At 42.1% G+C, this 25,847-nt stretch carries 30 protein-coding genes and 1 riboswitch; of the genes, 15 read left to right on the forward strand and 15 right to left on the reverse strand.

The window, feature by feature from the left end; translation table 11 throughout:
• Positions 1-316 precede the first annotated feature (316 nt).
• Positions 317-574 (reverse strand): hypothetical protein, encoded by a 258-nt coding sequence (locus tag TY49_RS05220; RefSeq protein WP_198135589.1) that lies wholly within the window; start codon positions 572-574, stop codon positions 317-319.
• A 105-nt stretch (positions 575-679) separates the two neighbouring features.
• Between TY49_RS05220 and TY49_RS05225 the strand changes: the two genes are divergently transcribed.
• The 7 genes from TY49_RS05225 to TY49_RS05255 all read left to right on the forward strand — a co-directional run bounded on the left by TY49_RS05225 (position 680) and on the right by TY49_RS05255 (position 6,830).
• The gene (locus TY49_RS05225) at positions 680-1,246 is read left to right on the forward strand and encodes a TVP38/TMEM64 family protein (protein ID WP_041964852.1); all 567 of its coding nucleotides are present in this window, start codon (positions 680-682) and stop codon (positions 1,244-1,246) included.
• Between the two features lies 1 nt (position 1,247).
• Positions 1,248-2,252: a F510_1955 family glycosylhydrolase gene (locus tag TY49_RS05230; RefSeq protein WP_041964853.1), complete on the forward strand. Its 1,005-nt coding sequence runs from the start codon at positions 1,248-1,250 to the stop codon at positions 2,250-2,252.
• Positions 2,253-2,370: 118 nt separating this feature from the next.
• The gene (locus tag TY49_RS05235) at positions 2,371-2,733 is read left to right on the forward strand and encodes a hypothetical protein (protein WP_041964854.1); all 363 of its coding nucleotides are present in this window, start codon (positions 2,371-2,373) and stop codon (positions 2,731-2,733) included.
• 161 nt (positions 2,734-2,894) lie between these two features.
• Positions 2,895-3,473 (forward strand): sulfurtransferase TusA family protein, encoded by a 579-nt coding sequence (locus tag TY49_RS05240; RefSeq protein ID WP_041964855.1) that lies wholly within the window; start codon positions 2,895-2,897, stop codon positions 3,471-3,473.
• 14 nt (positions 3,474-3,487) lie between these two features.
• Positions 3,488-3,877 carry a DsrE/DsrF/DrsH-like family protein gene (locus tag TY49_RS05245; protein WP_041964856.1) on the forward strand — a complete coding sequence of 130 codons (390 nt, stop codon included), beginning with the start codon at positions 3,488-3,490 and terminating at the stop codon, positions 3,875-3,877.
• A gap of 29 nt (positions 3,878-3,906) precedes the next feature.
• Complete coding sequence (locus tag TY49_RS05250; RefSeq protein WP_041964857.1) at positions 3,907-5,028, forward strand: MBL fold metallo-hydrolase; 1,122 nt, start codon at positions 3,907-3,909, stop codon at positions 5,026-5,028.
• A gap of 371 nt (positions 5,029-5,399) precedes the next feature.
• The gene (locus TY49_RS05255) at positions 5,400-6,830 is read left to right on the forward strand and encodes a bifunctional metallophosphatase/5'-nucleotidase (protein WP_041964858.1); all 1,431 of its coding nucleotides are present in this window, start codon (positions 5,400-5,402) and stop codon (positions 6,828-6,830) included.
• A 247-nt stretch (positions 6,831-7,077) separates the two neighbouring features.
• Here the strand turns inward: TY49_RS05255 and TY49_RS05260 are convergent, their stop codons facing one another.
• From TY49_RS05260 to TY49_RS05290, 7 genes are all read right to left on the reverse strand, one after another.
• Complete coding sequence (locus tag TY49_RS05260; protein WP_041964859.1) at positions 7,078-7,668, reverse strand: redoxin domain-containing protein; 591 nt, start codon at positions 7,666-7,668, stop codon at positions 7,078-7,080.
• Complete coding sequence (locus tag TY49_RS05265; protein WP_041964860.1) at positions 7,665-8,276, reverse strand: hypothetical protein; 612 nt, start codon at positions 8,274-8,276, stop codon at positions 7,665-7,667. The genes TY49_RS05260 and TY49_RS05265 overlap by 4 nt, the downstream gene beginning before the upstream one ends.
• Positions 8,273-8,686, reverse strand: a complete 414-nt coding sequence (locus TY49_RS05270; RefSeq protein ID WP_041964861.1) for an OsmC family protein — start codon at positions 8,684-8,686, stop codon at positions 8,273-8,275. Before TY49_RS05270 ends, TY49_RS05265 begins: the two co-directional genes overlap by 4 nt.
• 68 nt (positions 8,687-8,754) lie before the next feature.
• A complete protein-coding gene (locus tag TY49_RS05275; protein WP_232310386.1) occupies positions 8,755-9,822 on the reverse strand; it encodes a HAMP domain-containing sensor histidine kinase in 1,068 nt (355 codons plus the stop codon).
• Positions 9,809-10,504, reverse strand: a complete 696-nt coding sequence (locus TY49_RS05280) for a response regulator transcription factor (RefSeq protein WP_041964862.1) — start codon at positions 10,502-10,504, stop codon at positions 9,809-9,811. The genes TY49_RS05275 and TY49_RS05280 overlap by 14 nt, the downstream gene beginning before the upstream one ends.
• Before the next feature lie 55 nt (positions 10,505-10,559).
• Positions 10,560-11,273, reverse strand: coding sequence for a cytochrome c biogenesis CcdA family protein (locus tag TY49_RS05285; RefSeq protein ID WP_084135384.1), 714 nt, complete (start codon positions 11,271-11,273; stop codon positions 10,560-10,562).
• 270 nt (positions 11,274-11,543) lie between these two features.
• Positions 11,544-11,729 (reverse strand): hypothetical protein, encoded by a 186-nt coding sequence (locus tag TY49_RS05290; RefSeq protein WP_041964863.1) that lies wholly within the window; start codon positions 11,727-11,729, stop codon positions 11,544-11,546.
• A 43-nt stretch (positions 11,730-11,772) separates the two neighbouring features.
• Here TY49_RS05290 and TY49_RS05295 point away from each other — a divergent pair, with 43 nt between their 5' ends.
• Positions 11,773-12,675 carry a LysR family transcriptional regulator gene (locus TY49_RS05295; protein WP_041964864.1) on the forward strand — a complete coding sequence of 301 codons (903 nt, stop codon included), beginning with the start codon at positions 11,773-11,775 and terminating at the stop codon, positions 12,673-12,675.
• A 60-nt stretch (positions 12,676-12,735) separates the two neighbouring features.
• Here the strand turns inward: TY49_RS05295 and TY49_RS23845 are convergent, their stop codons facing one another.
• The 6 genes from TY49_RS23845 to TY49_RS25380 form a co-directional block, all read right to left on the reverse strand.
• Positions 12,736-14,322, reverse strand: a complete 1,587-nt coding sequence (locus tag TY49_RS23845; protein ID WP_052442095.1) for a beta-propeller fold lactonase family protein — start codon at positions 14,320-14,322, stop codon at positions 12,736-12,738.
• 28 nt (positions 14,323-14,350) lie between these two features.
• Positions 14,351-14,962: a 4Fe-4S binding protein gene (locus TY49_RS05305; protein WP_041964865.1), complete on the reverse strand. Its 612-nt coding sequence runs from the start codon at positions 14,960-14,962 to the stop codon at positions 14,351-14,353.
• A 16-nt stretch (positions 14,963-14,978) separates the two neighbouring features.
• A complete protein-coding gene (locus tag TY49_RS05310) occupies positions 14,979-15,374 on the reverse strand; it encodes a c-type cytochrome (protein WP_041964866.1) in 396 nt (131 codons plus the stop codon).
• A gap of 86 nt (positions 15,375-15,460) precedes the next feature.
• On the reverse strand, positions 15,461-16,000 hold the full coding sequence (locus tag TY49_RS23850) for a cbb3-type cytochrome c oxidase subunit II (protein ID WP_052442096.1): 540 nt from the start codon (positions 15,998-16,000) through the stop codon (positions 15,461-15,463).
• Between the two features lie 15 nt (positions 16,001-16,015).
• The gene (locus TY49_RS05320) at positions 16,016-17,389 is read right to left on the reverse strand and encodes a cbb3-type cytochrome c oxidase subunit I (protein WP_041964867.1); all 1,374 of its coding nucleotides are present in this window, start codon (positions 17,387-17,389) and stop codon (positions 16,016-16,018) included.
• A gap of 223 nt (positions 17,390-17,612) precedes the next feature.
• Positions 17,613-17,735, reverse strand: a complete 123-nt coding sequence (locus TY49_RS25380; protein WP_269745711.1) for a hypothetical protein — start codon at positions 17,733-17,735, stop codon at positions 17,613-17,615.
• Positions 17,736-17,877: 142 nt separating this feature from the next.
• Between TY49_RS25380 and TY49_RS25385 the strand changes: the two genes are divergently transcribed.
• From TY49_RS25385 to TY49_RS05350, 7 genes are all read left to right on the forward strand, one after another.
• On the forward strand, positions 17,878-18,012 hold the full coding sequence (locus tag TY49_RS25385) for a hypothetical protein (protein ID WP_023626701.1): 135 nt from the start codon (positions 17,878-17,880) through the stop codon (positions 18,010-18,012).
• 493 nt (positions 18,013-18,505) lie between these two features.
• Complete coding sequence (locus TY49_RS05325; protein WP_041964868.1) at positions 18,506-18,985, forward strand: DsrE/DsrF/DrsH-like family protein; 480 nt, start codon at positions 18,506-18,508, stop codon at positions 18,983-18,985.
• Between the two features lie 27 nt (positions 18,986-19,012).
• A complete protein-coding gene (locus TY49_RS05330; RefSeq protein WP_041964869.1) occupies positions 19,013-19,591 on the forward strand; it encodes a sulfurtransferase TusA family protein in 579 nt (192 codons plus the stop codon).
• A 44-nt stretch (positions 19,592-19,635) separates the two neighbouring features.
• Positions 19,636-20,757, forward strand: coding sequence for an MBL fold metallo-hydrolase (locus TY49_RS05335; protein WP_041964903.1), 1,122 nt, complete (start codon positions 19,636-19,638; stop codon positions 20,755-20,757).
• Between the two features lie 74 nt (positions 20,758-20,831).
• Positions 20,832-21,059, forward strand: a complete 228-nt coding sequence (locus TY49_RS05340; protein WP_023626705.1) for a sulfurtransferase TusA family protein — start codon at positions 20,832-20,834, stop codon at positions 21,057-21,059.
• Positions 21,060-21,175: 116 nt separating this feature from the next.
• Positions 21,176-21,952: a sulfite exporter TauE/SafE family protein gene (locus TY49_RS05345; RefSeq protein ID WP_041964870.1), complete on the forward strand. Its 777-nt coding sequence runs from the start codon at positions 21,176-21,178 to the stop codon at positions 21,950-21,952.
• Between the two features lie 522 nt (positions 21,953-22,474).
• Positions 22,475-24,301 carry a M6 family metalloprotease domain-containing protein gene (locus TY49_RS05350; RefSeq protein WP_041964871.1) on the forward strand — a complete coding sequence of 609 codons (1,827 nt, stop codon included), beginning with the start codon at positions 22,475-22,477 and terminating at the stop codon, positions 24,299-24,301.
• A 33-nt stretch (positions 24,302-24,334) separates the two neighbouring features.
• On the opposite strand, the gene TY49_RS05355 is transcribed toward TY49_RS05350, so the two are convergent.
• Positions 24,335-25,231, reverse strand: a complete 897-nt coding sequence (locus TY49_RS05355) for a diacylglycerol/lipid kinase family protein (RefSeq protein WP_041964872.1) — start codon at positions 25,229-25,231, stop codon at positions 24,335-24,337.
• Between the two features lie 297 nt (positions 25,232-25,528).
• Positions 25,529-25,670, forward strand: a riboswitch (cyclic di-AMP (ydaO/yuaA leader).
• Positions 25,671-25,847: the final 177 nt, after the last annotated feature.

The raw sequence follows: 25,847 nt of genomic DNA on the forward strand, positions 1-25,847 counted from the left end.
AGACAGTAGCGGATTTGCCGTCCCAGCATTCACAGGAAGGCCAGACAGTAGCGGACCTGCCGTCCCAGCATTCACAGGGTGATACAGCAGAGGATCTTCCTTCTCAACATAGTTATGGTAATACAATGTCGTAAATTTTTACGCACAGCCTGAACCTGTTGGTCAGGTTGTTTTTTATGTTTTAAACCAATTTTGTTATACTCTTTAAAACTTTAACGTATAATTTTTCGAAAAAGGAAAAGGCTCTGGGTACTTTCATAACCAGAACCTATAATGTTTATTATTAAATTGCTGATGGCCACTTCGGCTACAAATATTAGTCGACGATATCCATATGGTTAGGGTCCATCATATTGAAGTTCTTGCTCGGCATGGCACTGTTTGTACCGTGGCAATCATTGTACATTTGCTTGACTTCTTCATCGGACAAGTCTGGGTGCATCTTTTCGATTAACGGCTTCATTTGACCAAAATTAAAAGTACCTTTACCTTCTGTCCCTTCTTCTGCAAAGGCAGCAGTGCTTGCTCCAACTATCATTGCTGCGCCTAAAAAACTTAACGTTAGTTTTTTCATGTCCTGGTCAGCTCCTTTCAGGTATACATAAATCTTACCGGAACAGTTTGCAAAAACTAAGCAGAAGCAGTGACAAAGTTTTGAAATTTGACTGGAGGCTGGCATATGTCATTATTAGAAACTTTATCTGGCCAGCCGGTTTGGCTTGCCATTATCATTAGCCTTGTAGTCAGTATAGTGATCGCGATAGCAGGTATTGTCCCGAGTGCTTTTGTGACAGCTGCGAACATCGTTTACTTCGGATTTGTCTGGGGACTCGTGCTCTCTATTCTCGGTGAAGCTTTAGGAGCGGTCATAAGTTTTATTCTGTATCGGAAAGGACTTAAAAAGCTGAGTGGCAGTACCGATTCATCAAGAACGATTAAAGTTCTGGAAAGGCTTAAGCAAACAAATGGCATGGAGGCATTCGTGCTAGTGATTTTACTAAGGCTCTTTCCGTTCGCGCCATCTGGACTCGTCACCCTGGCTGCTTCATACAGCAGGATGGGGACACGGGCCTTTGCGATTTCAAGTACTATTGGCAAAATTCCGGCTCTTTTTATTGAGGCGTATTCAGTTCATACAGTACTTGGCTGGGAAACACAATACCAGCTTGCGGCGGCAATTTTTGTGGCGGTGGCCGGAATTTCCTACTATTATTGGACAACAAAGAGAAAGAAACGGAGGAAGTAATATGTTTAACTATAGATTAGTATTGATCACTTTCTTTGCAGCAGTCTTGCTTGTATTTACCGGATGTTCAGGTCAAGAAGGACAGGAACTGCAAAAGTCTGCTTCTGAAGAAAACAATTCGAAAAATGAGCAGCAAAACGAACCTCAGGCGGAATCAGATAATGATTTTATTATTAAGGCAGCCACACAAAAAATTGAACATATACATGGGATTGGTTACCCGGGAAATGATGAGGGACTATATGTGGCTTCCCACCATGGTTTGAAGATATTCAAAAATGGTGAGTGGCTGGAAACGACGGATGAAAAACATGACTACATGGGATTTCAGGCTGTTCAAGATGGATTTTTTGCAAGCGGCCATCCAGCAGAGGGCTCAGACCTGAAAAATCCGCTTGGCATTGTGAAAAGTACCGACAAAGGAAATACATTGGATAAAATAGCTTTTTACGGAGAAAGTGATTTTCACTTCCTTTCTGCAAGCTATCATGATAAAGTCTTATATTTGATTAATGAAGAACCTAATTCTGAGCTGGAAAGAGGCGTATATGTCTCCAAAGTTAGAGGTGGGGCATGGGAACCTGTAGAACTTAATGGACTGGATGCAAATTCCCTTGGAATAATCGCGGTTCATCCTGAAAACGGCAGAACTATAACGATGTCTACGAGAGAAGGGGTTTTTGTATCGGATGATTTTGGGACAACTATGGAAAGAGCTGGAGATTATCAAATGGTTACCGCCGCAGCCTATTCTAAGGAGTCTTTGTATATCGCACCAGTAAAGAATGAAGAGATTAAGCTAATCAGACTTCCAATAGAGGAGCGAAATGCAGGGGAGGAAGTCACTATCCCTAACCTGAAGTATGACAATCCGATTACTTATATAGCTGCTGACCCAGAGCAGGAAGACCGGATTGCCTTCATCACCATCCTGAACGATCTATACGAATCCGAGGATGGCGGTAAGACATGGAAGCAACTCTTAGTAAACGGAAGAATTGAATAAAATGGAAGAGCAACCCTGCGATTTGCTTGTTATAAAGTAATTGCTAATACAATGATATTGAATAGCCAGACACCATCCTCCCCGGGGTACATATCCTGACTATTGGGAGGTGATCGCAATGGCAACAAGCAGAGCTATTGTGTATGTGGGACAAATGGGAGCTGATACGTTTACCCAGGCCCTTAATGGTGTTTTATATACAGAAGATCAAATCGGATTCATGGCTGACAGGATTTTATGGACAGAAGGCCAGATTGGAGTTATGGCAGACAGAATCGTATATGTAGTTGAGCTTTCGCAGTTCAATACGATCAAGGCAATGTATATGGTAATGAATATGTCCTTTATGGGGATGGACAGTATGATGAACAATATGTTCAAGTATGCAATCAGTGTGAACCCAGTGAGTTACATTCCATGGTTGAGCAGGAACGGGTACGCCAATCCTCCTTATCCAAATACCTATTATGGCAAAGAATAAGAATGAAACAGCAGCCAAGGCAAAATGGTTGCTTGTTTTTTTTTTATCCTTTTACAATATACGCATAGTTTTTACCGTAGAGGGTATATAAACTAGGGAGAATATTTGCAGTATGTATTCCGCGAATTCATAAATACTAATGTGTAGGAAGGGGGATTACTATGTCAATTTCTGCGGATAAGGTACTGGACGCAAAAGGACTTGCGTGCCCGATGCCGATTGTCAAAACAAAGAAAACCATGAATGAGCTAGAGCCAGGACAAGTCATCGAAGTGCAGGCTACTGACAAAGGATCTACGACAGATCTGAAAGCTTGGGCTGAAAGTACAGGCAATCAATACCTCGGTACAATAACTGAAGGTGATGTGCTTAAACACTATCTTCGTAAGGCTAGTGAAGAAGAACTAAACAATGAGTCACCTCATCCGCACACAGCTTCACTTGAAGACGTGCTGGCGAAGCTTGAGGGAAATGAAAAAATAACGATTCTGGATGTCAGGGAATCAGCTGAATACACTTTTGGACACATCCCGAATGCAAAATCAATTCCACTTGGGGAGTTGGAGCAGCGTTTCAATGAACTGGATCCTGAAGAGGATGTATATATCATTTGCCGCTCCGGCTCAAGAAGTGACATGGCAGCCAAGAAGCTGTCTGAAAAAGGATTCAAAAAAACAATTAATGTCGTTTCGGGAATGAAGGACTGGACAGGCCCTACCGAAACGACAGTTGAAAAATAAGGAGGAACCAAAAAATGAAAGTAGCTATTATCGCCTCTAACGGCGGAATGTTCGATGCATACAAAGTATTCAATATCGCGACTGCGGCGGCAGCAACAGACGCAGAAGTAGGAATCTTCTTCACGTTTGAAGGTTTGAACCTGATCCATAAGGAAGCGCACAAGCAACTTCCTATGCCTGCAGGAACTGAACACTTCCAGGAAGGTTTCGCAAGAGAAAACGTTCCTCCAGTAGAACAGCTTGTTGAAATGGCAGCTGAAATGGGCGTGAAAATGATCGCTTGCCAGATGACAATGGATGTAATGTCTCTTGAGAAAGACCAGTTTGTTGATGGAATCGATGTAGGTGGAGCTGCTTCCTTCCTGCACTTCGCCAGCGACGCAGACATTACATTGACATTCTAAAATATCAAAGCCAAAACAGGAGGAATCAAATGGTAAAGACAATTTCAGCAAAAGAAATAGCACAAAAAGTCATTAACCATGAAGACCTGTTTATCATTGATGCAAGAAATACAGATGACTTCGATGATTGGAAAATCGAAGGCCGCAATGTAAAAGTTCATAATACGCCGTACTTTGACCTGCTTGAAGGTATTGATCCAATAAAGGATGTATTGCCTAAAGACCAGGCGATTTACGTTGTATGCGCAAAAGGTGGATCGTCAGAGTTTGTTGCCGAGCAAATTGAAGAGGCTGGCTATACGCATGTTTACTCAATCGAAGGCGGCATGAAAGCCTGGAGTGAACATTTAGAGCCTGTGAAAATCGGCGACCTTAAGGACGGCGGTTCCCTTTACCAGTTTGTCCGTATTGGTAAAGGGTGCCTTTCTTACCTTGTTGAATCCAATGGCGAGGCGGCGATTATCGATACTGCGCGGATGATTGAGCAATATGAAGATTTCATGTCAGGAAAGGACTTCAAGCTTGTTGCCCTGCTTGACACACATCTTCATGCTGACCACATTTCTGGTGGAAGAAAGCTAGCAGAAAAAGTGGGAGCTAAATATTACCTCCCTCCTAAAGATGCTGAAGAAGTAACGTTCCAATATGAGCCTCTTCAAGATGGCCATGAAATCAAGGTTGGAAACACGGTAATCCGTTCAGTGTACTCTCCGGGTCATACAATCGGAAGTACTTCTTTCATCATTGATGACCAATATTTATTGACTGGTGACATTCTGTTCATCGATTCAATTGGACGCCCTGACCTGGCCGGATTGGCTCAGGACTGGGTAGGAGACTTGAGGAACACTTTATACAAACGATATAAAGAACTTGCGGATGAACTACTTGTCCTGCCAGCTCACTATATGGGAATCAATGAAATGAATGATGACGGGAGCATTTCTGAAAAACTTGGCGTCCTGTATGCCGAGAACCACGGTTTGCAAATCGACAGTGAAGATACGTTCAGGAAGACAGTTACCGAGAACCTTCCGCCACAGCCAAATTCCTATCAGGAAATCAGGCAAATGAATATGGGTAAAATCGACCCGGATATCGAAGAACAGCGAGAAATGGAAATCGGACCAAACCGTTGTGCCGTTAGATAAATAGAAAAGCGCAAGCGCCTTGGTCAGTCCCGACAATCGTTGGAGGGCCGACCAGTGAAGTCGTTCTTTGACTTCAAAGGGCGGACCGAAATCGAAAAGCGTAGGCGACTGTCCAAATCCGACAAGCGCTGGAGGTCCTGCCAGTGAAGTCGTTCTTTGACTTCACTGGCAGGACCGAAGCGTCTCGAGGAGTTAGGAGCCGCAGCTAGACAAACGATCGAGGGGCTAGGCGCTGGAGCTGGCCAACCATAAAGGAGTGCCTTATGTAAGGTACTCCTTTTTTATATAAGGTAAAAAGGCTTTTTCCATAAGCTTCATGCCAATCAGGACGTTTATGGAAATAGCTTTAAAAGAGTGGAGGAGAGGATACTATGACAAAGTTGACGATTATACAGCAAAACGATACACATGGGAGCCTGGAACTCCATCCTGAACTTTTTTGGAAAAACAACAAACCTGAACTACGTAATACAGGAGGCTTTCCGAGGATTGCGAGATATATCAAAGGTATTAAATCACAAGCAGAAAATGTTTTATTCCTAGATGGAGGAGACCTGTTTCATGGGACACTCCCTTTAGTAGCGTCGAAAGGCGAAGTGATTTTACCAGCATTGGAAAAAATGGGGCTGGATGGCTGGGTCCCTGGAAACTGGGATTTCGCCTATGGGAAGGAGAAGCTATCTTCTTTGGTAGAAGCTTTGCCGTTTCCTTCAGTCGCTTGTAACGTGAAGGACGTGAATACCAATGAAACCTTCATGAAGCCATTTATCATCAAGGAGTTTGAGGACCTTAAGGTGGGTGTCATTGGACTGACCTATCCATATGTCGATGAGACGATGCCTGAAAGCTTCTCAAAAGGCCTTGCGTTCTCAAGAGGCGTGGAAGAGACGCGTGATTGTGTGGAAGAGTTAAAGGGTCAGGTGGATCTTGTTGTGTTATTAAGCCATATGGGACTCCCTCTTGATGTCGAGCTGGCAACCCTTGTAGATGGTATTGATATCGTCTTGTCGGGACACAGCCATGACAGGGTAGAAGAGCCGATCACCGTTAATGATACGCTCGTCGTTCAGGCTGGTTCAAGTGCATCATTCCTTGGGAAACTGGATATTACCTTTGAAGGCGGAAGGATGGAGGACTATCGATACGAACTAGTGGCGATTGACGAAAGCTTCCCTGAGGATGAGGAAATGGCGGAAATCATTTCTGATATATTAGAGCCATACGGTAAGGAACGGGGCAATATAATCGGTAAAACCGGGTCAATTTTACACAGAATGACCTTGAATGAAGCACCAATGGACCAATTGATCACAGATGCCTATCTCCATGCCTACGATGGCGATTTGGCATTCTCACATGGGTGGAGGTACGGTACTCCTTTCCCAGCAGGGGATATTACCGAGTATGACCTGCATACCATCATCCCGACGAACCCGGAAATGTTCACACTCGAAATGCCGGGAGAGCGCCTGATTAATGCCCTCGAGAAGAATCTGGAGATGGTGTTCTCAAGAGACCCGTTTAAGCAAAAAGGCGGATATATACTGAGGTCCTCCGGATTATTCATGTCCTTCAAGCCATACAATCCGGAAGGCAACAGAATTCAAAAGCTGCTCATAGGCGGGCAAGAAATCGATCTGACGAGGAAATACAAGATTGCTGGCGCAGGCAAGCAGCTATTTAAAGGCGCTGAAGCAGATAAAACCTACCATGGTGTCCATGCAGTTGATATTATTAAGCAATTTTTAAAAGAAAAGGGAACATTCAAAGCTGATGGAGAATCAAAAATTCTGAGCACCTAGAAATTTTGGTTAAATGGACATTTCGAAGGCGAAGCAAAGCCAAAATGTCCAATAAAGGGGTGTTAATGGACATTTCAAAGGTGAAGCAGTCCCAAAATGTCCAATAAAGGGGTGTTAATGGACATTTCAAAGGCGAAGCAATACCAAAATGTCCAAGAAAGAGGTTTTAATGGACATTTCGAAGGCGGAGCGGCGCCAAAATGTCCAATAAGAAACAAAAAAAGTCACGGCCATAGCCGCGACTTTTTTACTTAACACCCGTAAGTTCCTTCATCATTTTCTCATCCATAGGACCAACAATTTTCTTCGTAATCACACCGTTTTCATCAAGGATATAGCTGGTTGGGATGGTAAACGCCTGATAGGTCGTTCCGGCGTTCCCATCTTCATCCATAGGAATCGTAAAGGTTAAACCATATTCCTCGACGAATTTTTTGACTTCATCCTCACCTTTATCCATATTTGTCAGGTTGACTGCAAGGATCTCAACGCCCTGGTCATTGTATTCTTCGTAGAAATTTTGCATATGCGGCATTTCGGCCTTACATGGAGGGCACCATGTAGCCCAGAAGTTGAGGATCACTTTTTTGCCACGGTAATCAGATAGCTTGATTGTATTTCCATCAAGGGTGTTCAATTCAAAGTCAGGTGCTTCAGCGCCTTCACGCAACGAAGAAAGCTTCGCGCCTGGGATGTCTTCTGTTGTATCTACAGATTCGCCTGCTGGAGCTGTGGTGGTATTCTTCTCGCTTTCTGTTGATCCTGGTTTCCAGATGTTCACGACAAGAATGACAACAGCCAGTGCTAAAATCGCAAATGATAAAAGATTTTTATTCAATGCTGAATTTCCTCCTTATTAAATCGCTGAAAAATGATTAAGTAAATTCCGAGTGCGAAGATCAAAATGTTTTCCAATGAGAGCATATCCGAAAAAAGGCTAAGTATTAGTGCTTCAAGCATGAGAAACAATATTGCATACTCAGCAATGAGCTTAATGTTTTTGATGAAAAACAAAATGTAGCCTAATAAAAGGACGGCCTGTATAGAAGTTGCAAGATAATCCTGTGAGAATGCAAATAACCCTGTCCAATACACTAAAAAGAATATAAAGTACACAGGGAGATACTCCCCCGGTTTGATGGTGCTGCCCTTTTTCCTTGTTAGCCAATATAAATAGATTGCGATTCCGATATATGCAAGAATCTGACCCTCTGTACCGCCATTAAAGTAGACAAGAGAGAAGGGAGTATCAATGAACAGCTTGAAATTGAAAATTACATAGCTGAGCTTATAGATCGCAATGTAAAGGAAGAAGCTGTTCCAATACCAATCATCGATACTCTTTTTCTCTCTGGCCCGGTAAATCAGGGCTCCGATAAAAATGGCAGCAAACGCTGCAAGCAAATCTGCTGGCAGCGTGAATCTGCCGAAAGTTATATAGTTCAAGCAACATCACCTTTTTTTGGCTGGTCTGGCGTGAACTCAATCTGATAACCGATGTCGATACTTCCGATCACAGATTGGATCATGCCGCAATTTTTCAGGACAAGTCCGGCAAGCTTCTCCGCTTGATCCGACTTATTCACTATATCAGTCTGAACACTTACATTGAAAATCAGTTGTTCAATCCGGTTTACTTCTTCCGGATTCCGCGTTGATGACACTTGTACGTCAATTCTTTTATAGTCTATTCTCTTTTTGGTGAGAATATTTGCGAGCACCGAGGTGCTGCATCCAGTTAAAGAGGATACGAACAGCTCCATAGGCCTGTAGCCCATCTCCGTATTTGGAGATATTGGCAGGAATCCATATTCAAGCTGGCCAATTAGTTTTTCATTATAATACGTAAATTCCATCACAATCGCTCCTTTTGTACGAAAACATCATTTACAGTCCAGTATGTGATCGTATTGTTAAGGAATGATTAAGAATTCCGGTGGATTGGAATCGTTATCCAAAATGTGTGATTATGCCCATCTGTATTAACGCCAATATTCCCTTTATGGGCGTCAATGATGCTTTTTGCGATAGCAAGCCCGAGTCCTGCACCATCAACTTTTGTGCTGCGTGATTCTTCAAGCCTGTAAAATCGTTCGAAAATGAGTTCTTTCATCTCCGGATCAATGTACTTTCCTTGGTGGGAAAAAGTAATTTTGTAAACCTTACCATCAGGTTGTGCAGCGATTGAAAGGTTCCCGCCAGTATCATAATCGATGATATTCTGCAGCAGATTGGATAGGACTTGCTTTAAGCCGTCTTCATGACCAAAAATGGGGGCATGTTCTATATGCTGATTGACTATTTCAAATTTGTTCGATAACTTCAGCTGGAAGGCTGCCAGTGATTCTGCCATGACTTGTTTAATATCAGTTACTTCAAACTGTTTCTCAAGAAAGTAAACCTCTTTATTCCACGCGTCAAGCTCAGCAATCAGGTCGACAATCCTGGTAATCCGCTTGGATTCCTCCAAAAGAGAGCCGAACAGCTCACGGTCGCCCGGCAATACACCGTTATGAAGGGCTTCAAGATAGCCGTTGATATTCGTTAACGGAGTCCTCAACTCATGGGCGATGTCTCTTAACATTTCTTCCCGTCTAGTCTGCACAACAGAAAGAGTCTCAGACATTGCGTTAAAATTCGTTACAAGTTCGCCCAATTCACCGCTCGCAGTGACATCGATTTTCGAAGGGATCTTGCCTTCTTTAATTTGGTTGGCGGCAAACGCCATAGTCTTCACCGGTTTCACGATCCGCTTTACTGAAAAATAATGCAAAAGCCCGGCAATGACAAATGCAATGATGCTAACTTTGACAAGGAACGAATTCAATGTGTCAACCAGCTGAGTCCCAGTCACCTGTTGATTATTGACAAGGAAGCAGGCGTAATCTTTCACGGATATACCTGCAAGCATGATGACAAGCAGGATGACGACGCTGTTGACTGCCACAAGTTTAGATAGTAACAAATCCGCCATGCTTTTAATTCGCCGCAAATTTATACCCCATTCCTCTTACTGTCTGGATATAATCTTTGGGCGTTTTTTCTTTAATTTTTTCCCGGAGATTCTTGATATGGACGTCAATCGTCCGCTCAGTAACGGCTTTTTCGTTGTTTTCATAGATCGTGTCGAGTATTTGTGTCCGCGAAAGGATTTGACCTGGATGCTGCATGAACATATGAAGAAGCTTGAATTCAAAATTGGTCAAATCGAGTGGCTCGCCATCAACCATTGCCTCCCCTTTTGCAGGCTTGATTGTAAGCCCTGTAAAAGTCAGTTTTCCGCATCTGCTTGCCGTCCTTCTTAACACCGCTTCAATCCTGACCATCAGCTCAGCCGGGCTGAAAGGTTTTACGACATAATCATCTGCGCCAAGCTTGAAGCCATCAATCCTGCTTTTCTCAGACGCCTTTGCGGTCAGCATAATGACAGGCATCATGCTTCCCAGGTCATTGCGAACCCAGCGGCAGATCTCCTCACCGCTTTTGCCGGGGAGCATCAGGTCAAGAATAAGGATGCATGGATCATATTTTTCAATCATTTCCTGAGCGACAATGCCGTTGTCAGCCTCCAGCACCTCATAGCCTTCATTTGTCAAGTAAATCTTAACAAGTGTGCGGATTTTAGGGTCATCTTCAACGACGAGTACACTTTTGCCAATCAATTCTTTCTTCACCTGTTAGGTCACTCCTTACACAGCCTGGCATCAATTGTAAGCTATACAGCTCGCTTTATACTCCGAATAAGCTGTATGCAGATAGCCATGCACTGATTTTCTGCATTTGCCCTGAAAGGACCAGGAAGCCCATTCCTACCATAATCATACCATTGACGAGTGCAAGCTTAGAAAGATACTTGTTGATCTTCTTGATTGCTTTTAATGAATAAGAAATGACAAAAGATATGATAAGGAAAGGAACGGCCATACCAAGAGAATAAGAAGTCAGCAGGTACATTCCCTGGTATAAAGTATCGGAAGAACTCGCCAAAAGCAGGATGGAGGAGAGTGCAAGTCCGACACAAGGTGACCATCCGCTCGCGAAAGCCATTCCAAGGAACACGGAACTGAATGCACCTTTCGGTTTTGTTTCAGATTGAACCTTTTTCTCCATCATCAGGAACTTGATGTTCAGCAAGCCGGCCATCTGCAGGCCGAAAATGATGATCAGCAAGCCAGCGATTTGCATCACGATTGTCCGGTAATTTGCGAAAACCTGTCCAAGAAACGATGCAGAGGCACCCATGACGATAAAAATTAAGCTAAAACCGACAATGAATCCAAATGAACGGGTAAAAAGTGTTGCACGATCTACAGCTACTTTAGATCCCTCAATCTTCCCGCCAGTCAAATGTGTTATGTAAGCAGGGAGAAGCGGGAACACACATGGTGAAAAAAATGATAAGATTCCAGCAGTAAAAGCAAAGAATAATCCAATTTCAGTCATAATAAAATATTCACTCCTTTTCTGTTATCTATAATCTGATGTCTTTGTTAAGGATTAATTAAGAGTTTCAAAAACATACCCCTAATGGTATTATGTATATATTGTATAATTACTGTTGAAAACTTTCAAATTTAGTTCATGCATCAAGATTACATCATTTGATTGCTAGTATACTGTTTCAAGGAAAAAAATAAAACCTAGGAGTTCTCCTAGGTTCTTTACAACATTATTTTTATCTCACAATTTAAACCCTGTGTGGTATAATGCGAATTAATGCTCTAAATTTCTTCTGATTCCGAAATAAGTGAACAGGGATACAGTGGATAAAATGGCCAATGAGGCGATTTCGAATTTAACATCACGATATGTGACGGAATCATCCTTTGTAAAGTACATCAAGCCGAAAATAAATACAGATAATACTACAACGGTAATGATGACATCTAACTTTTTCATTTTTATTCCCTCCAATTATATAGTATAAAGGGGTGCAATCATATTGAATCTGGAACATCTCAAGACATTCATTGCTGCGGCTAAATATGAGAGCTTCTCCCAGGCAGGGAAGATGCTGAATCTCTCCCAACCAGCCGTAAGCCATCAAATCAGCCAGTTAGAGACTTATTATAATAAACAGTTGTTCATCAGGGCCAATCGCAAAATCAAATTATCAGAGGCTGGCAAAACATTGTATGAACATGGCCAGCAGTTGATCGCATTGAATGAGAAACTGGAAAATCTTCTGGCAGAAGGGGACTCAAGTCAATCAATCAAGATTGGCTGCAGCAATACAATCGGTGAATGCCTGATCTCAAAGGTGGTCCAGGATTTCATCAAGTTGAATCCTGATATAACAAGCAACCAAATTCAGATCACCATCGGCACATCTGTGCATATTACGGATTTACTTTATGCTTCTGATATTGACCTTGCCCTTGTCGAGGGACAAGCTGGCCGATATGACTTTATTTCACATGAATTCTATGATGACTTGCTCGTACTTGGTGTTTCTCCACAGCATAGGGCAGACCCGGGAAACCAGGAACCTGCGAAGCTTGAAGAAATGACCTGGCTGATCCGTGAGCCGGGTTGTGCGATGAGGCAGGCAACGCTGGATTTATGGAAAGGTTTGAATATCCAGCCGAAATCCGTCCTTGTTTACAATAGCAACACGCTCATTAAAGAAGGCGTGAAAAGTGGACTTGGTGTCGCTGTCTTTTCCAAGCTGGCAATCTGTCCTGAGATTCACTCAAGGCAGCTTATTGTCAGTCCTTTCAAAGACAGGGACCGTTACCGCCCATTCTTCCTGTTAAGAAAAGATAAACAGTTCAAGTCCAATCTGCATGAAAGATTGTGGAACTTCATAAGAGATTTAGATGAAAATCCTAATGCTTCCTGTTAAGAAGCATTAGGGTTTTTCTTTTAGTCAAGCACTAGCGTTTGATTCGGTGCTTACGCTTTTTTATTCTTTATCCTTCTTTTGTTCCGCCAATTCCATTTCAAGCTCAGTTTGGATTGAAAGGGACTTATGCTCGTCTGTAGCAAGGTAGTCGATGATTTGTTGTCTTTGTTCATCGGACATTTTTGCTCCGTTCCCAGCCATACGGTCTACAACAGAAGTCCATGCTTCTGCACCTTTACTGTTGTTCCTCATGATTCGTCCGATATCATGGCAAGTCAGGCAAGTGCCAAGGAATGCTTCTTCATTGACATTTCTGGCATCCGGGAACACAAGAGTAGAAGCTTTCTTGATTTTGTTCGCTTCTTCCTCATTGCCTTTTTGGTTAGCTAAAATTTGATCTTTTGGTACATTCGTTTTGATGGCAATTCCATTTGGATTCAAACCAACAGGTATTGTCTGTCTGAAGTCCTTTTTCTTGGTAAGGTCGATTTTTGTAAGGGTTTTATCTCCCCAGTTTGAACCGAACATCATGCTGCCATCAGGACTCCAGCTTAGCCAGTGGATATTTTGCACGCCCCAGATTTTCCTTACGATTTTATAGTTGTCTTCAGGATCGAGGACAGTCAAGAAGCCTGCACCATTCTGGGAAGTATACCAGTATCCGTCTGGACCAAGATAAGGGATGTTTGTTCCGGGACCTGTCTTAATAGTCTTGATGAACTTTAATTTTTTTGCATCAATGATTGAGATTGACCCATCATTACGATTTCCAGTAACCAAATCGTAGGTATCACCCATGAAGCTTACGTTAACGGGTTTAGGTATATCTCCAATTTTCTTAAGGAGCTCTTCAGTTTTCGCGTCATAAATAGCAATTTCATTGTCAGCGGTATTGGATACAGCAACAAGCTTGCCATCGTTTGACATATCCAGTCCGGAACCTGTTCCTTTTCCGTAATCAGTCTCTGTTCTTTCGAGGTATCTCATATCACCAGTTTCAATGTCGATGACTGTAATGAACGGTTCTGCCTGTAAGCTGACGAACAGCTTTTTGCCGTCAGGAGTGACATTCAAATCCCTTGGCTTTTTACCAACATCTTTAAAGACTTTTACAAGTTCAGCTTTTTCAGCATCAATCATTCCAACTGCGCCAACGCCGTTCAAAGAGGTGAAGGCATATTTGCCATCCCTTGAAAACGTCATATGCTGAGGGGCAGGGTCGCTGTCAAAGCCGGGAAAATCGATATCATGTGACTCAAGTGTCTCCATGTTGATGGCTAACACACTTGTTCCATAACGCTGAGTAGCAAAAGCCCAGCTTTGATCTTTATTTAAATGAACATGGTGGGGAGTACCCGCGCTCTGGATGTATTTTACTGGATTGCCGGTTTTGATATCAGCGATGGCAATGCCGTTACTAACTTCGTTCGCAGAAAGGATCCAGCCCTCGCCGTCCCAATCCATATTGGTATCCGCGTTTCCGTTCGGCTGGTCTTTCCACCAGTTAGAAGAATAGTCCTCATGGATTGGAGGAAGTTCTTTTTCGTTTTTGTTATCAAGTGATGAATCTTTTACTGCGGCTTCAGAACAGGCAGTAAGTGAAATTGAAAGTAGTGCGAATGCTGACAGTTTCAAGATTTTATTCATTTATGTTCTCACCTCGCTTTGGTTTTCTTTAGAACCATCCAACAAGCAGGACTAGTACAAGGGCAGTTGTTGTACCCCATGTAATCCAGACTCCTGGATGTGTTAGCCATTGTGTTTTATCATCTACACGTGAAATGCCCTGGGCAAGTCCGTATGGGCAAACCTTACAGAATGAGTTCCTTGCCTTGTAAGATAAAGCTGTATATAAGGCAGCAGTTGAAGTTACAAGGAAGAAGTATTTGTTCATTTCAAAGTTAACGAGTGATTCCCAGATCGTAATCGGGTTGTAAAAGTAACTTACTGTCGCGTAAGCCATGAAGATGCTTACGAACAGGGCAAGCAAAAATGTTACTGCTTTGCCTTTCTCACCTAATTTTGATTCAATCTTGTTCAAAAGCATGCTGAACGTATTGTGCGGGCATGCATACTGGCAAAACGCCCTGTACACGATCATTGAAAGTGCAAGGAAAGCCATCAGGAACAAGAATAAGAAAACGAAAAATAGATAGCCAGCTTCATAGGATAATTCGAAGCCGAATAGGAACAGCTTTGAATTGTCGATATCCATTCTGAAGCCGTTCCAGAACGGCAGAGTGAAAATAATGATGAAAAATGCCCATCTTGTTATAGTTTTACCCACGAGAATCCCCCTTTCCTTATCTGTAATCCTTTAAGTATTCATATACTAACTCGATTTCTTTTTCGGTATAAAGATGACCGATAGCCGGCATTGTGTTACGGCCTTTTTTGATGACATTTTTAATGTCTTCCTCAGGCATCCTATCTGTTACCCCGCTTAGGTCAGGTGCTGCACCAGTAGCGTGGCAGCTCAGGCACGTACCTTCAAAAATAAGCTCTCCTTTATTATCCTGTGGAGCAGCAGCAGGTTCGACTGCTAGCTTACCAGGCATGAAGATGGCATATCCAATGGCCCAGATCGCGACAACATAAAATACAGCTACCAGGAGCTTTGGCACTCTATTGTGTTCAATTTTAATATCAGAGACAATATCCGCCTCTTTGCTATCATGTTGCTGATATTCTTTTTTCATTTTTTACACCTGCCTTTAAAATGCTGTTTTAGAAAATCATTACCTTAAACCGCGGGGGGTTAAGGTAATGATTATGAAAATGGTGCTTAGTTAGAGTTTGATTTTGCGTCGTTCAATTCTTTCTTGTATTCTTCCAGTCTCTCTTCTGTTGGCTTTAGGCTCATTAAGTAAGCGACAAGGTCATCAAGTTCCTGATTCGATAGATAATCGAAAGAAGGCATGATTGTTCCAGGGCTTGTTGATTGTGGATCAATCAAGTGCTGGCGCTGCCAGTCTTCGTTATATTTCAAGCCAACCCACATTAAATCCGGGCCTGTACGGTTAGAGCCCAAGAGATGGGGTAAATCATATTTGTAGTCGCCGCCCTTAGTTACAGGACCAAGGTTTTGGTTCGTATCAGCAGGCAATGCTCTTACAAATTGTGTATGGCAAGTCTGGCAGCCATTTTGTACATATATTTCTCTTCCTCTTGCTTCAGCGGAATCCTCTTGATAGTTGCGGAGCTCACCGCTCGCAGTTGCAGAGTTGATTTCCTGGTCGAAGAGGGGAAGGATGACCGTTCCGGCTACACCGAAAGTCCATAGAATTAAAGCAACGATTAATACAGCTGATGGTTTACGTTCCAACGTTTTCCCTCCTCCTTAAGCAGAAGCAGCTTGCTGCTGTGCTTGCTGTTTTTTCTCAAGTTTTGCAAGTTTAATAGTTTTATACATGTTCCATGCCAGGAAGAATTGCGCTACATACATCATTGTTCCACCGATTGCGCGGCCTTGTACGTAAGGTTCCATCATCAATACAGTCTGCAGGAATGGAACGCCTTCGATCCATGCGAATCCTTGGACAACGCCTGCAATCCACAATGAGAATGCGAATACTAAGAAACCGACAGTAGAGAACCAGAAGTGAGCTTCCATTGCTCTCTTGCTGAACATTTCTCGCCCAACGATCTTAGGCAGGATGTAATAGATTGCAGCGAAAGATGTGAAAGAGAACGCACCGAATGGTCCCATATGTGCATGCCCGACAGTCCAGTGAGTGAACTTAATGACTGAACTTACAGATGGAAGGGCTTGCAATGGTCCCTGAAGACATGCGAACAGGTAGAAAATTGTACCCGCAACTGTAAAACGAAGCGGTACGCTTGTTCTTGTCTGTGACCAGGAGCCTTTCATCGTTCCCCAGAAGTTAGCTAGAACTGCCCAAACCGGGATTAAAAGAACAATAGAAGGAATTACCCCAGCTTTAGAGATCCAGCCTGGGATCGGTCCATTCATCAAGTGGTGAGGACCATTCCAAACATAGAATGTTGCGATTGCCCAGAAACCAATCATGGATAACTGGTGGCTGTAAAGCGGACGTCCAGTCAATTTAGGCAACAGGTAATAAATCTGTCCAACACCGACTGTTGTCATCCAAAGACCGATTGCGTTATGGCCTAGGAACCAGCCCATCAGACCCTGCTGTACCCCGCTTGGAATCCATTGTGCCGGGAAGTTGCCGACAATCCAGGTCAATGGCAGCCATAGCAATGAACCAAGGAAATACCAGAGGCTGACATAAAGCATTTTTTCCTGGCGGCGTCCAACTGTCTTGAAAAGGTTATAAGCTACAAGTCCAATTGCGACAAGAAGCTGAACATCTACCCATAATGGGAATTCGCCGTATTCGATGACCTCGGTTTGGCCCAACAACAATGCGAAGAAACCTTCCAAAATGACAATGTTATAAAATACTAGAGCGAAATTTCCCATCTTCTCGCTATAAACCTTCGTTTTAGCTAGCTTTGGGATCATGTAGAACATAGAGCCTACATATGCCATCGATAACCATGCATAGATGACAAGCATAACGTGGGCGGAACGTACGTGCCCGTAAGTGAACCAGCGATTGTTCAACAATTCTGGCCAAATTTGTTTTGTTGCAGTAAGAAGTCCCATGCTCATGCCGATGATGATCCAGAAGACAGCAGCGATGAACCAGTTCTTGGAAGAACTCCATTTTTCGTCTGTAAACATTTTGACACTCCCTTGTTCATAAAATAAACACATAAATTTCACAATTTCTTCACAATCTGCTATGTTACATGATACATCCCATACAGAAATAAAGTTATTCAAGTTTTTTATAGTGTTATCCAATTGTTTTATACTTGCTGTAAAACTGGAAAAAAACCGCGTTAATTTACAACTTTTCCAAAAAAAAACAGAGCGAAAAGATTTCGCTCTGGCAGGGGATAATTTAATTTTGTTCTTCTTTTTTATTATTCTTTTTGCGCAGTGTATCAAGGACGAAGATAATCAGGATAGGGACTCCGATATAATAAAGAAAATCGAAATAAAAACCCAGGGATTCATGTTCCATTTGTTTACCTCCCAAATAATTTTGACCACATTGTAATGCCAAAGCCTTTTTTTTACAACCCCTAAAATACTCTGGACGGTTTCGGAGATTTCTGTTAGAGTATTTCGATAGTATAGGATTTTTAACGACAGGAGGTGTAAAAATGGCACCAGGAGCTTGGATCTTACTATTGGTCATGATCGCATTCACTGCCTCCGCGGGCATCATCTGGGCTTGGAGCAAGAAAAATGGGCTTTACGATGAAAGTGTAAAATATAGGATGCTTGATGAAGATTAATCAAGCCTGGCTCACAATCTTTACAATCTGCTAATTATAAAGATATATGAACCCAGGCTTTTATTTCTTTTTATTATTCCACTATTACTTCTTCTAGTTGTTTCTGCTTTATTTCTTATTATATTCGCTGCATTATTTCTTCTATCCTTATCTCAGAAAACTTTTTTCTTCTATTATAATATGTAACCAAAGCCATTTTCTTCATTTATAAACTACCTAGTATTCATACTCGAATTCAAACCCACATTACAATCAACAATTCAAGAAAGAAACATATCATAGTAAGATCCACATAAATCACTGTTTTTTTACAATATAAAAATCCCGAAATAAAAAGTCATAAAAAATTCATAATTACGGTTGACAAAGGTAATAATTTTTCGTAATATATACCCTGTAAGGTATTTAACAACGTAATCACGTTAGAAAAGATATAATATTTTTTTACAGTTATAAATACCCGTTACCGTAATTAACGAGAGGGAGAGAGATAATGGGAGAACAGAAGAAAACAACAATCATTTTATTCAGTGGGGATTATGACAAAGTCATGGCTGCTTATATCATTGCTAATGGTGCTGCTGCCTATGATCATGAAGTGACAATCTTTCACACATTTTGGGGCTTGAACGCTCTAAGAAAAGATGAGCCAATCCAGGCTGACAAAGGCTTTATTGAGAAGATGTTTGCTAAGATGATGCCAAGAGGCGCGAACAAATTGGGGTTATCAAAAATGAACTATGCAGGTTTTGGACCGAAAATGATCAAGGATGTAATGAAGAAGCACAATGCAATGCCGCTTCCAGACTTGATTGACATGGCAAAAGAACAGGATGTTAAGCTTGTTGCCTGCCAAATGACAGTAGACTTATTTGGTCTTACGCATGAAGAAATCATGGAAGGCGTAGAGTTTGCTGGTGTAGCAGCTTACCTTGCTGATGCAGAAAACGGAAACGTCAACCTGTTCATCTAATAGATACTTTAAATTGGAGGTCTACAAATGGAATCTGTAAAAACAAATCTTACAGTCGACGCAAAAGGGCTTGCATGCCCAATGCCGATTGTCAGAACGAAGAAAGCAATCAACAATTTAAATCCAGGCGAGGTTTTAGAAGTGCTCGCAACGGATAAAGGTTCTAGGGCGGATATCCAGGCTTGGTCTAAAAGCTCTGGCAACCAATACCTCGGAACGATTGAAGAAGGCGATGTTCTTAAACACTATATCCGCAAGGGCGGTTCAAGTGAAGAACAGGAAGAAACAAAATATCCAAACATTGTTTCAAACGACGATGTTGTAAAAAAGCTTGAAGCAAATGAGGATGTTGTTGTCCTTGACGTAAGGGAACCGGCTGAATATGCTTTCGGACATATTCCAAATGCTGTATCTATTCCTTTTGGGGACCTTGAAAATCGTATCGCAGAACTAGATAAGTCCAAAACAATTCTGGTTGTTTGCCGTACAGGCAACAGAAGTGACATGGCATCCCAGGCACTTTCAGGCAAAGGCTTTGAGAAGGTTTGGAATGTAGTGCCAGGCATGTCTGAATGGAATGGCCCAACTGAAACAAAAGTACAGTAATTAATTTTTTTCGAAAAAATCATACCCATGGAGGTAAAGTAATGATGAAAGCAATGACGTCTAAAGAAGTAACGAAAAAAGTATTCAATAAAGAACCATTCTTCATCCTTGATGTCCGTAACGAGACTGACTTCAACGACTGGAAAATCGAAGGAGAAAACTTCGAGTACCTTAACATCCCTTACTTTGATCTTCTTGACGGAGTAGAAGAAATCCTTGATAAAGTACCTACAGATAAAGAAGTCCTTGTAGTTTGTGCTAAAGAAGGTTCTTCTGTGATGGTCGCTGAAATGCTTGAAGAAGCAGGCCGTGAAGTATCTTATCTTCAAGGCGGTATGAAGGCGTGGAGTGAACACCTTGAGCCAGTAAAGGTTGGCGATCTTAAGGATGGCGGAGCAATGTATCAGTTCGTCCGAATTGGTAAAGGCTGCCTATCTTACGCAGTTGTTTCAAATGGTGAGGTTGCTTTGATCGACGCGACAAGAATGACTGATGTATATCTTGATTTCGCTAAAGAGCTTGGCGTTGAAATCAAGCATGTATTCGATACACACCTGCACGCAGACCATATTTCCGGCGGAAGAATAATTGCTGAAGCAACAGGTGCAACTTATTGGCTGCCTCCAAAAGATGCTGATGAAGTAACATTCAGCTATCAGTCTCTTGAAGATGGCAACAATGTAAAAATCGGTGAAACAAACATCGACATCAATGCACTATACACTCCAGGTCACACAATCGGTTCTACTTCTTTTGTGGTAGATGAAAAATATCTTCTTTCTGGGGATATACTATTCATTGACTCAATTGGACGCCCTGACCTGGCTGGTAAAGCTGAAGACTGGGTAGCAGACCTGAGAAACTCTCTTTACACTCGTTACAAGCAGCTTTCTGATGAGCTTGTTGTTCTGCCTGCACACTTCATGATCATTGAAGAATTGAATGAAGATGGCAGCGTATCTGAAAAATTAGGTACACTATTCGCGAAAAACCACGGATTGAACATCGAAGACGAAGCTGAGTTCCGCAGACTTGTAACTGAGAATCTGCCACCGCAGCCAAATGCATACCAGGAGATTCGTGAAACAAACATGGGTAAAATCAGCCCGGACGAAGAAAAGCAAAGAGAAATGGAAATCGGACCAAACCGCTGTGCGGTAAGATAAATCTGATAAGGGGGCTTTGCTCCCTGATCGCTTTCGAATAAACAATTTTTCATACAACCAAGGAGGATTTTTACATGAACGTAGCAAAAGTATTAGACGCAAAAGGACTAGCTTGTCCAATGCCAATCGTAAAAACAAAGAAGGCAATCACTGACCTTCAATCTGGAGAAGTACTAGAAATTCATACAACTGATAAAGGCGCTGTAAAAGATCTAGCAGCTTGGGCTCAATCCACTGGTAATGAACTTCTGAAGCATGAAGAAGAAAACGGTGTGTTCAAGTTCTGGATGAAGAAGGCGTAATTGAAAAAGGGGGAGCTTGTCTCCCTTTTCTTTTGCATTTTCATAGGATTTTGTGGATAGGAATGTGCCTGATAACAGGCCTGTTTTTAAAGATTGTTAAATAAGGAGGAAGCCTGATGGATTTAACTTTTCTTATCGTCATATTTTTAATTGGTTTTATCGGGTCTTATATTTCCGGGATGGTTGGAATTGGCGGATCAATCATTAAATACCCAATGCTATTATATATACCGCCATTGTTCGGCATCGCAGCATTCAGTGCCCATGAGGTTTCAGGAATCAGTGCGGTCCAGGTATTCTTCGCCACAATCGGTGGTGTCTGGGCATACCGTAAGGGTGGATACTTAAACAAGACATTGATCATATACATGGGCTCAAGCATCCTGGTCGGTTCCCTGATCGGAAGCTATGGTTCCAGATTCATGACCGAAGGCGGAATCAACCTTGTTTACGGTATCCTCGCTTTGATTGCAGCTGTAATGATGTTTGTTCCGAAAAAGGGCGTAGATGATATCCCGCTAGACCAAGTAACTTTCAATAAATGGCTGGCAGCATTCTTCGCATTTATCGTTGGGATTGGCGCAGGTATCGTAGGAGCCGCCGGAGCATTCTTACTAGTTCCGATCATGCTTGTCGTGTTGAAGATTCCTACTCGAATGACAATCGCAACATCACTTGCCATCACTTTCATTTCTTCAATTGGATCTACAGTAGGTAAGCTTGCCACCGGCCAGGTAGAATTCTGGCCAGCATTGATCATGGTTGTAGCGAGTCTGATCGCATCACCACTCGGTGCAAACGCAGGTAAGAAAGTAAATACGAAGATCCTACAATACATCCTTGCAGTGTTGATTTTAGGTACTGCGATTAAGATTTGGATGGATATTTTATAGGGATCTATTTAAACAAGACTTCGCTTCTGCGGAGTCTTGTTTTTTTGATTTAAGAAAGCGCCGTTATTATGACAGGTTTCAAGAGCAAAGCACCAAAGCTGTCAAGAAAACATGATTATTATGACAGGTTTCAAGAGCGAGGCCCCAAAGCTGTCAAGAAAACACCGTTATTATGACAGGTTTCAAGCGCAGAGCCCCGAAGCTGTCAAGAAAACATGATTATTATGACAGGTTTCAAGGATAAGCGTGAAAAGTAGTCAGAAGCTGATTCAACTTCAGACAGTTTTAGAGGAAAAGAAGAGGAAGAGCTGGAGATTTGTCTGAACCTTTTACGGATTTGCCTGTAGTAAACAGTTATTTGGTTTATTATGGTAAAATAGCTTTTTTTATAGTGAATCTTAAAAAGTTAAGGCTTTCGACTCACGTAAAAAACTATCAAACAATACTTTATCCCTATTTAGAATATACTGAATATTTTATATTATTTAGGAAATAGAAATATTCTAATAGGGAGTGGATAATGTGTTAAAAGTCCTTTCAACTTCAGCGCTTTCTCTTGCATTAGCAGGGAGTGCGGTGTTTGCTGGAGTCAGCCCAACTGATTCCACAGTAAAGCCACAAAGTAAATATGAATTAAGCCTTGCGCACCATGTAGGGGCTGCTCCAGAACTGGTAGATAAAGCAAAGGAATTAGGAATTGATATTTCTAAGGTCGATCCTGCAGAAAAGGCTGCCCAAAATGGAGCTAAGTTCCAGCAACCTGGAGATAATCATGTGTCTTACAAGGAAGCAACAGGCGATGTTCCAGTCCTCGTATTGCTTGCTAAATATCCTAATGGCGATGAGCCGATTGGGGACATGCCAGGACAAGTGCCTGCTGAGTATTATGAGGATCTGATTTTCGGTACTGAGTACAATCCTTATGAGTTGGAGCAGTTCAAGCAATATGATGGTCCAGACGTACCGAAGAATCGTACGATGCAAAATGCTTACAAGGAATCAAGTTATGGAAAAGTCAACTTGGTTCGCAAAGAAAATACCGATTTTGCTTGGGTAGAGATGCCTAGAGGTGCTTCATACTATTTGGATCAGGAAGGTAAATACGCAGAAAGCGGTAAATACGTGCTTGGAAATGAAAACGGCGATGCACATACTGGTGAATTCATTCGTGACCTTTTAAAGGCAGCGGACGACCAGGTTGATTTCTCACAGTATGCAGAAAATGGTCAAGTGCCGAATATCTTTGTCGTTCACGAAGGAACAGGAGCCGAATTCAGCCGCGACCCTGCTCAATTCTGGTCTCACAAATGGAGCCTGTTAAGTGCTCTATTCTATGGAAAGTACTATGAAACTGGGAAGCCTGCTCCACAGCATGAGGGTATCAGCCAGTCAGCATGGATTGATAGAACGATTAAAGAAGACATGACTTACGATGGCGTAGTCGTAAACAACTACAACATCCAGCCTGGTATCGGTGGAAACGTAGCTGGTTTCGATGCAGCAACTAACTCATACAAAGAAGAAGCAAAAACTGGTCCTTTCCCAGCTCAAACTGGAGTATATGCACACGAATTTGGACATGCTCTAGGTCTTCCAGATTTCTATGACACTGTTTATACATCAGAAGGTGTTGGTAACTACTCAATGATGGCAGGCGGATCTTGGATGCGCTATCCAGATGCACCTGTGTATGGCGGAAACTCTCCAACACACTTTGATCCGTTCTCAAAGATTTTCCTTGGATGGGTAAATCCTGTCGAAGTTAAGCCAGAGGATGGAGTTCAAACAATCACATTGCCTCCGGTTAACAAAGCAAACGCAGACAACGCGATTGTGAAGATGGAAGTTCCGGGCTCAAATGGAACAGAATACTTCTTGTTCGAAAACGTCCAGCAAGATGGATTTAATCAGGGCTTAATCCGCCAGGGCAAAGACTCTAAAGGGTTACTTGCTTGGCATGTAGATGAAAATGTCATTAACCTTTACCAAACTGCAGGCTTCCGTCCAAACAACGTTGAAAACTGGATGAACAAGCGCTTCCAGTTCAACCAGTCACAGACTGCTAGCAACGGAGAAGTTGTAACTCACTACGGATTATCTGTCCTTCAGTCAGACGGACTTTATGAGCTAGAGAAAAACTTGAACCGCGGTAATGCAGGTGACTTCTTCAAGACTGGCAGCAAAATCACTCCAGTTAGCGGCAATGTTCACACAGGTTCTTACTACTTCTGGAAAGGATTTAGCGATACACCAGCTGACTCTGGAATTCATGTGACTGGCATCAAGGAAAATGCAGATGGTTCAATCACAGCTAAGTTCTTCTATAACTTTAATTCTAGTATGAAGTAAAAACAAAAAAACTGAGCAGGAGTAAATTCCCGCTCAGTTTTTTTCACTTTTAAGTGGTACAAAAACATCCAAATGACCAGGAAGGACTCTGGCATTGAATGGCAAAGGCTCCCCCTCTTCCCCGTCAATATTCACCACATGCTGTTTGTCAGAAGTTACTTTTAGGAATGAGGTCCGTATATATTCCACTTCTTCACTTTCCTGCAATTCCCCCTTCATAAGCGATGGAATCAATGCTGCGATTTTCGGTACAGACATTTTTTTAATAATAAAAGCATGGAACTTTCCGTCATTTACGCTTGCTTCAGGAGCAAGGGCATCGAATCCGCCAACAGAATTCGTGAGCGCAGCAAGCAGTAGAAAAGTTTGGCCTTCCCATTTACCGTTATCGTGCTCGACACTTATATCGATTGCCTCTCCATTTAGGAACGATTTTGCTCCCTCCATAAAATAGGCCAGTGAACCTAGTCTTGTTTTTAGTTCAGGGCTTACACTGTAAGAAGCTTCTGCAATCGCTCCTACTGCTATAACATTGGCGAAATAATGCTCATTGATTTTACCTATATCAACAGGCTGGAGGTATTGCTCATCCAGAATCGAAATAGCTGCATAGGGATCCAGGGGAATATTCAGAGCCCTGGCAAAATCATTGACCGTACCAAGTGGGATGATGCCGAGAGCAGGCCTGTGGGCTTGTTCGGCAAGTCCATTAATGGCCTCGTTGATTGTCCCATCTCCACCCATTGCAATGACCGCATCGTATAAAGCAATACAGGCCTCAGTAGCAAATGCAGCAGCATCGCCTTCCTTTTCAGTTTTTCGAATATCTATTTCATCATATTTCTCCCGTAAGGTTTCCTCTATTTTTTCAGCATAGTCAGGAGCTTTTTCTTTTCCTGATGATGGATTCAATATAATCATGGCTTTCATCCACGATAACCTCCCAAAAAATCTAATCTCAAAAACAGACATTTAACAACCCTATTATTTACCTTTAAATGAAGTACTATAAACCGCGTTCATTGGAGTGGAAATCGCAAATATAGAAAAATGAAAAACCAAGAAAAACGGTGATTCAGTAAGAAAAACTATGATTTCTCGTCAATATTGGATTAAATTGAATAAAATGAGTCATTTTTGGCTTCCTTTTCATGTTTACAATTAGAATGTCGGAGGAGTATGATTACAACAGTTTCAGATTTCTGAACAAAATTTAATGAGTTTCATATTTCTAAATCGCTGAATCCGTTTGGAACGGGGGAACCAACTTTGTGGAGGCAATCCACTTGGGGTGAGGCCTAATAATAGGCGGGGCTATTCTGAGCCCTAATCCGACAGCTAACTCCGTAAGCGTTGCAGAAGAGGAAGATGAAGCTTGTGTGACGAGAATTTTAAAAGTCCACAAGGCTGCTATCTTTTAGCCTCTGGGGGCTTTTTTGTTTTGCTGTATTTTAGATATGTCGACTATTTTAAAATTCCAGTAATCATAAGTCCCTGCAAAGAAATATTAGACGCATAATTCCTCATACTAGGGAAAGAAGGAAGG

This window comes from Mesobacillus selenatarsenatis SF-1 (genome assembly GCF_000813125.1).
In the GTDB taxonomy this organism is placed as follows: domain Bacteria; phylum Bacillota; class Bacilli; order Bacillales; family Cytobacillaceae; genus Mesobacillus; species Mesobacillus selenatarsenatis.

Bases quoted from the DNA above. Each gene is read 5' to 3' on its own strand.
- TY49_RS05220 (WP_198135589.1), bottom strand. From the start codon at position 574: ATGAAAAAACTAACGTTAAGTTTTTTAGGCGCAGCAATGATAGTTGGA.
- TY49_RS05225 (WP_041964852.1), top strand. From the start codon at position 680: ATGTCATTATTAGAAACTTTATCTGGCCAGCCGGTTTGGCTTGCCATT.
- TY49_RS05230 (WP_041964853.1), top strand. From the start codon at position 1,248: ATGTTTAACTATAGATTAGTATTGATCACTTTCTTTGCAGCAGTCTTG.
- TY49_RS05235 (WP_041964854.1), top strand. From the start codon at position 2,371: ATGGCAACAAGCAGAGCTATTGTGTATGTGGGACAAATGGGAGCTGAT.
- TY49_RS05240 (WP_041964855.1), top strand. From the start codon at position 2,895: ATGTCAATTTCTGCGGATAAGGTACTGGACGCAAAAGGACTTGCGTGC.
- TY49_RS05245 (WP_041964856.1), top strand. From the start codon at position 3,488: ATGAAAGTAGCTATTATCGCCTCTAACGGCGGAATGTTCGATGCATAC.
- TY49_RS05250 (WP_041964857.1), top strand. From the start codon at position 3,907: ATGGTAAAGACAATTTCAGCAAAAGAAATAGCACAAAAAGTCATTAAC.
- TY49_RS05255 (WP_041964858.1), top strand. From the start codon at position 5,400: ATGACAAAGTTGACGATTATACAGCAAAACGATACACATGGGAGCCTG.
- TY49_RS05270 (WP_041964861.1), bottom strand. From the start codon at position 8,686: ATGGAATTTACGTATTATAATGAAAAACTAATTGGCCAGCTTGAATAT.
- TY49_RS05285 (WP_084135384.1), bottom strand. From the start codon at position 11,273: ATGACTGAAATTGGATTATTCTTTGCTTTTACTGCTGGAATCTTATCA.
- TY49_RS05290 (WP_041964863.1), bottom strand. From the start codon at position 11,729: ATGAAAAAGTTAGATGTCATCATTACCGTTGTAGTATTATCTGTATTT.
- TY49_RS23845 (WP_052442095.1), bottom strand. From the start codon at position 14,322: ATGAATAAAATCTTGAAACTGTCAGCATTCGCACTACTTTCAATTTCA.
- TY49_RS05310 (WP_041964866.1), bottom strand. From the start codon at position 15,374: ATGAAAAAAGAATATCAGCAACATGATAGCAAAGAGGCGGATATTGTC.
- TY49_RS05320 (WP_041964867.1), bottom strand. From the start codon at position 17,389: ATGTTTACAGACGAAAAATGGAGTTCTTCCAAGAACTGGTTCATCGCT.
- TY49_RS25380 (WP_269745711.1), bottom strand. From the start codon at position 17,735: ATGGAACATGAATCCCTGGGTTTTTATTTCGATTTTCTTTATTATATC.
- TY49_RS25385 (WP_023626701.1), top strand. From the start codon at position 17,878: ATGGCACCAGGAGCTTGGATCTTACTATTGGTCATGATCGCATTCACT.
- TY49_RS05325 (WP_041964868.1), top strand. From the start codon at position 18,506: ATGGGAGAACAGAAGAAAACAACAATCATTTTATTCAGTGGGGATTAT.
- TY49_RS05330 (WP_041964869.1), top strand. From the start codon at position 19,013: ATGGAATCTGTAAAAACAAATCTTACAGTCGACGCAAAAGGGCTTGCA.
- TY49_RS05335 (WP_041964903.1), top strand. From the start codon at position 19,636: ATGAAAGCAATGACGTCTAAAGAAGTAACGAAAAAAGTATTCAATAAA.
- TY49_RS05340 (WP_023626705.1), top strand. From the start codon at position 20,832: ATGAACGTAGCAAAAGTATTAGACGCAAAAGGACTAGCTTGTCCAATG.
- TY49_RS05345 (WP_041964870.1), top strand. From the start codon at position 21,176: ATGGATTTAACTTTTCTTATCGTCATATTTTTAATTGGTTTTATCGGG.
- TY49_RS05355 (WP_041964872.1), bottom strand. From the start codon at position 25,231: ATGAAAGCCATGATTATATTGAATCCATCATCAGGAAAAGAAAAAGCT.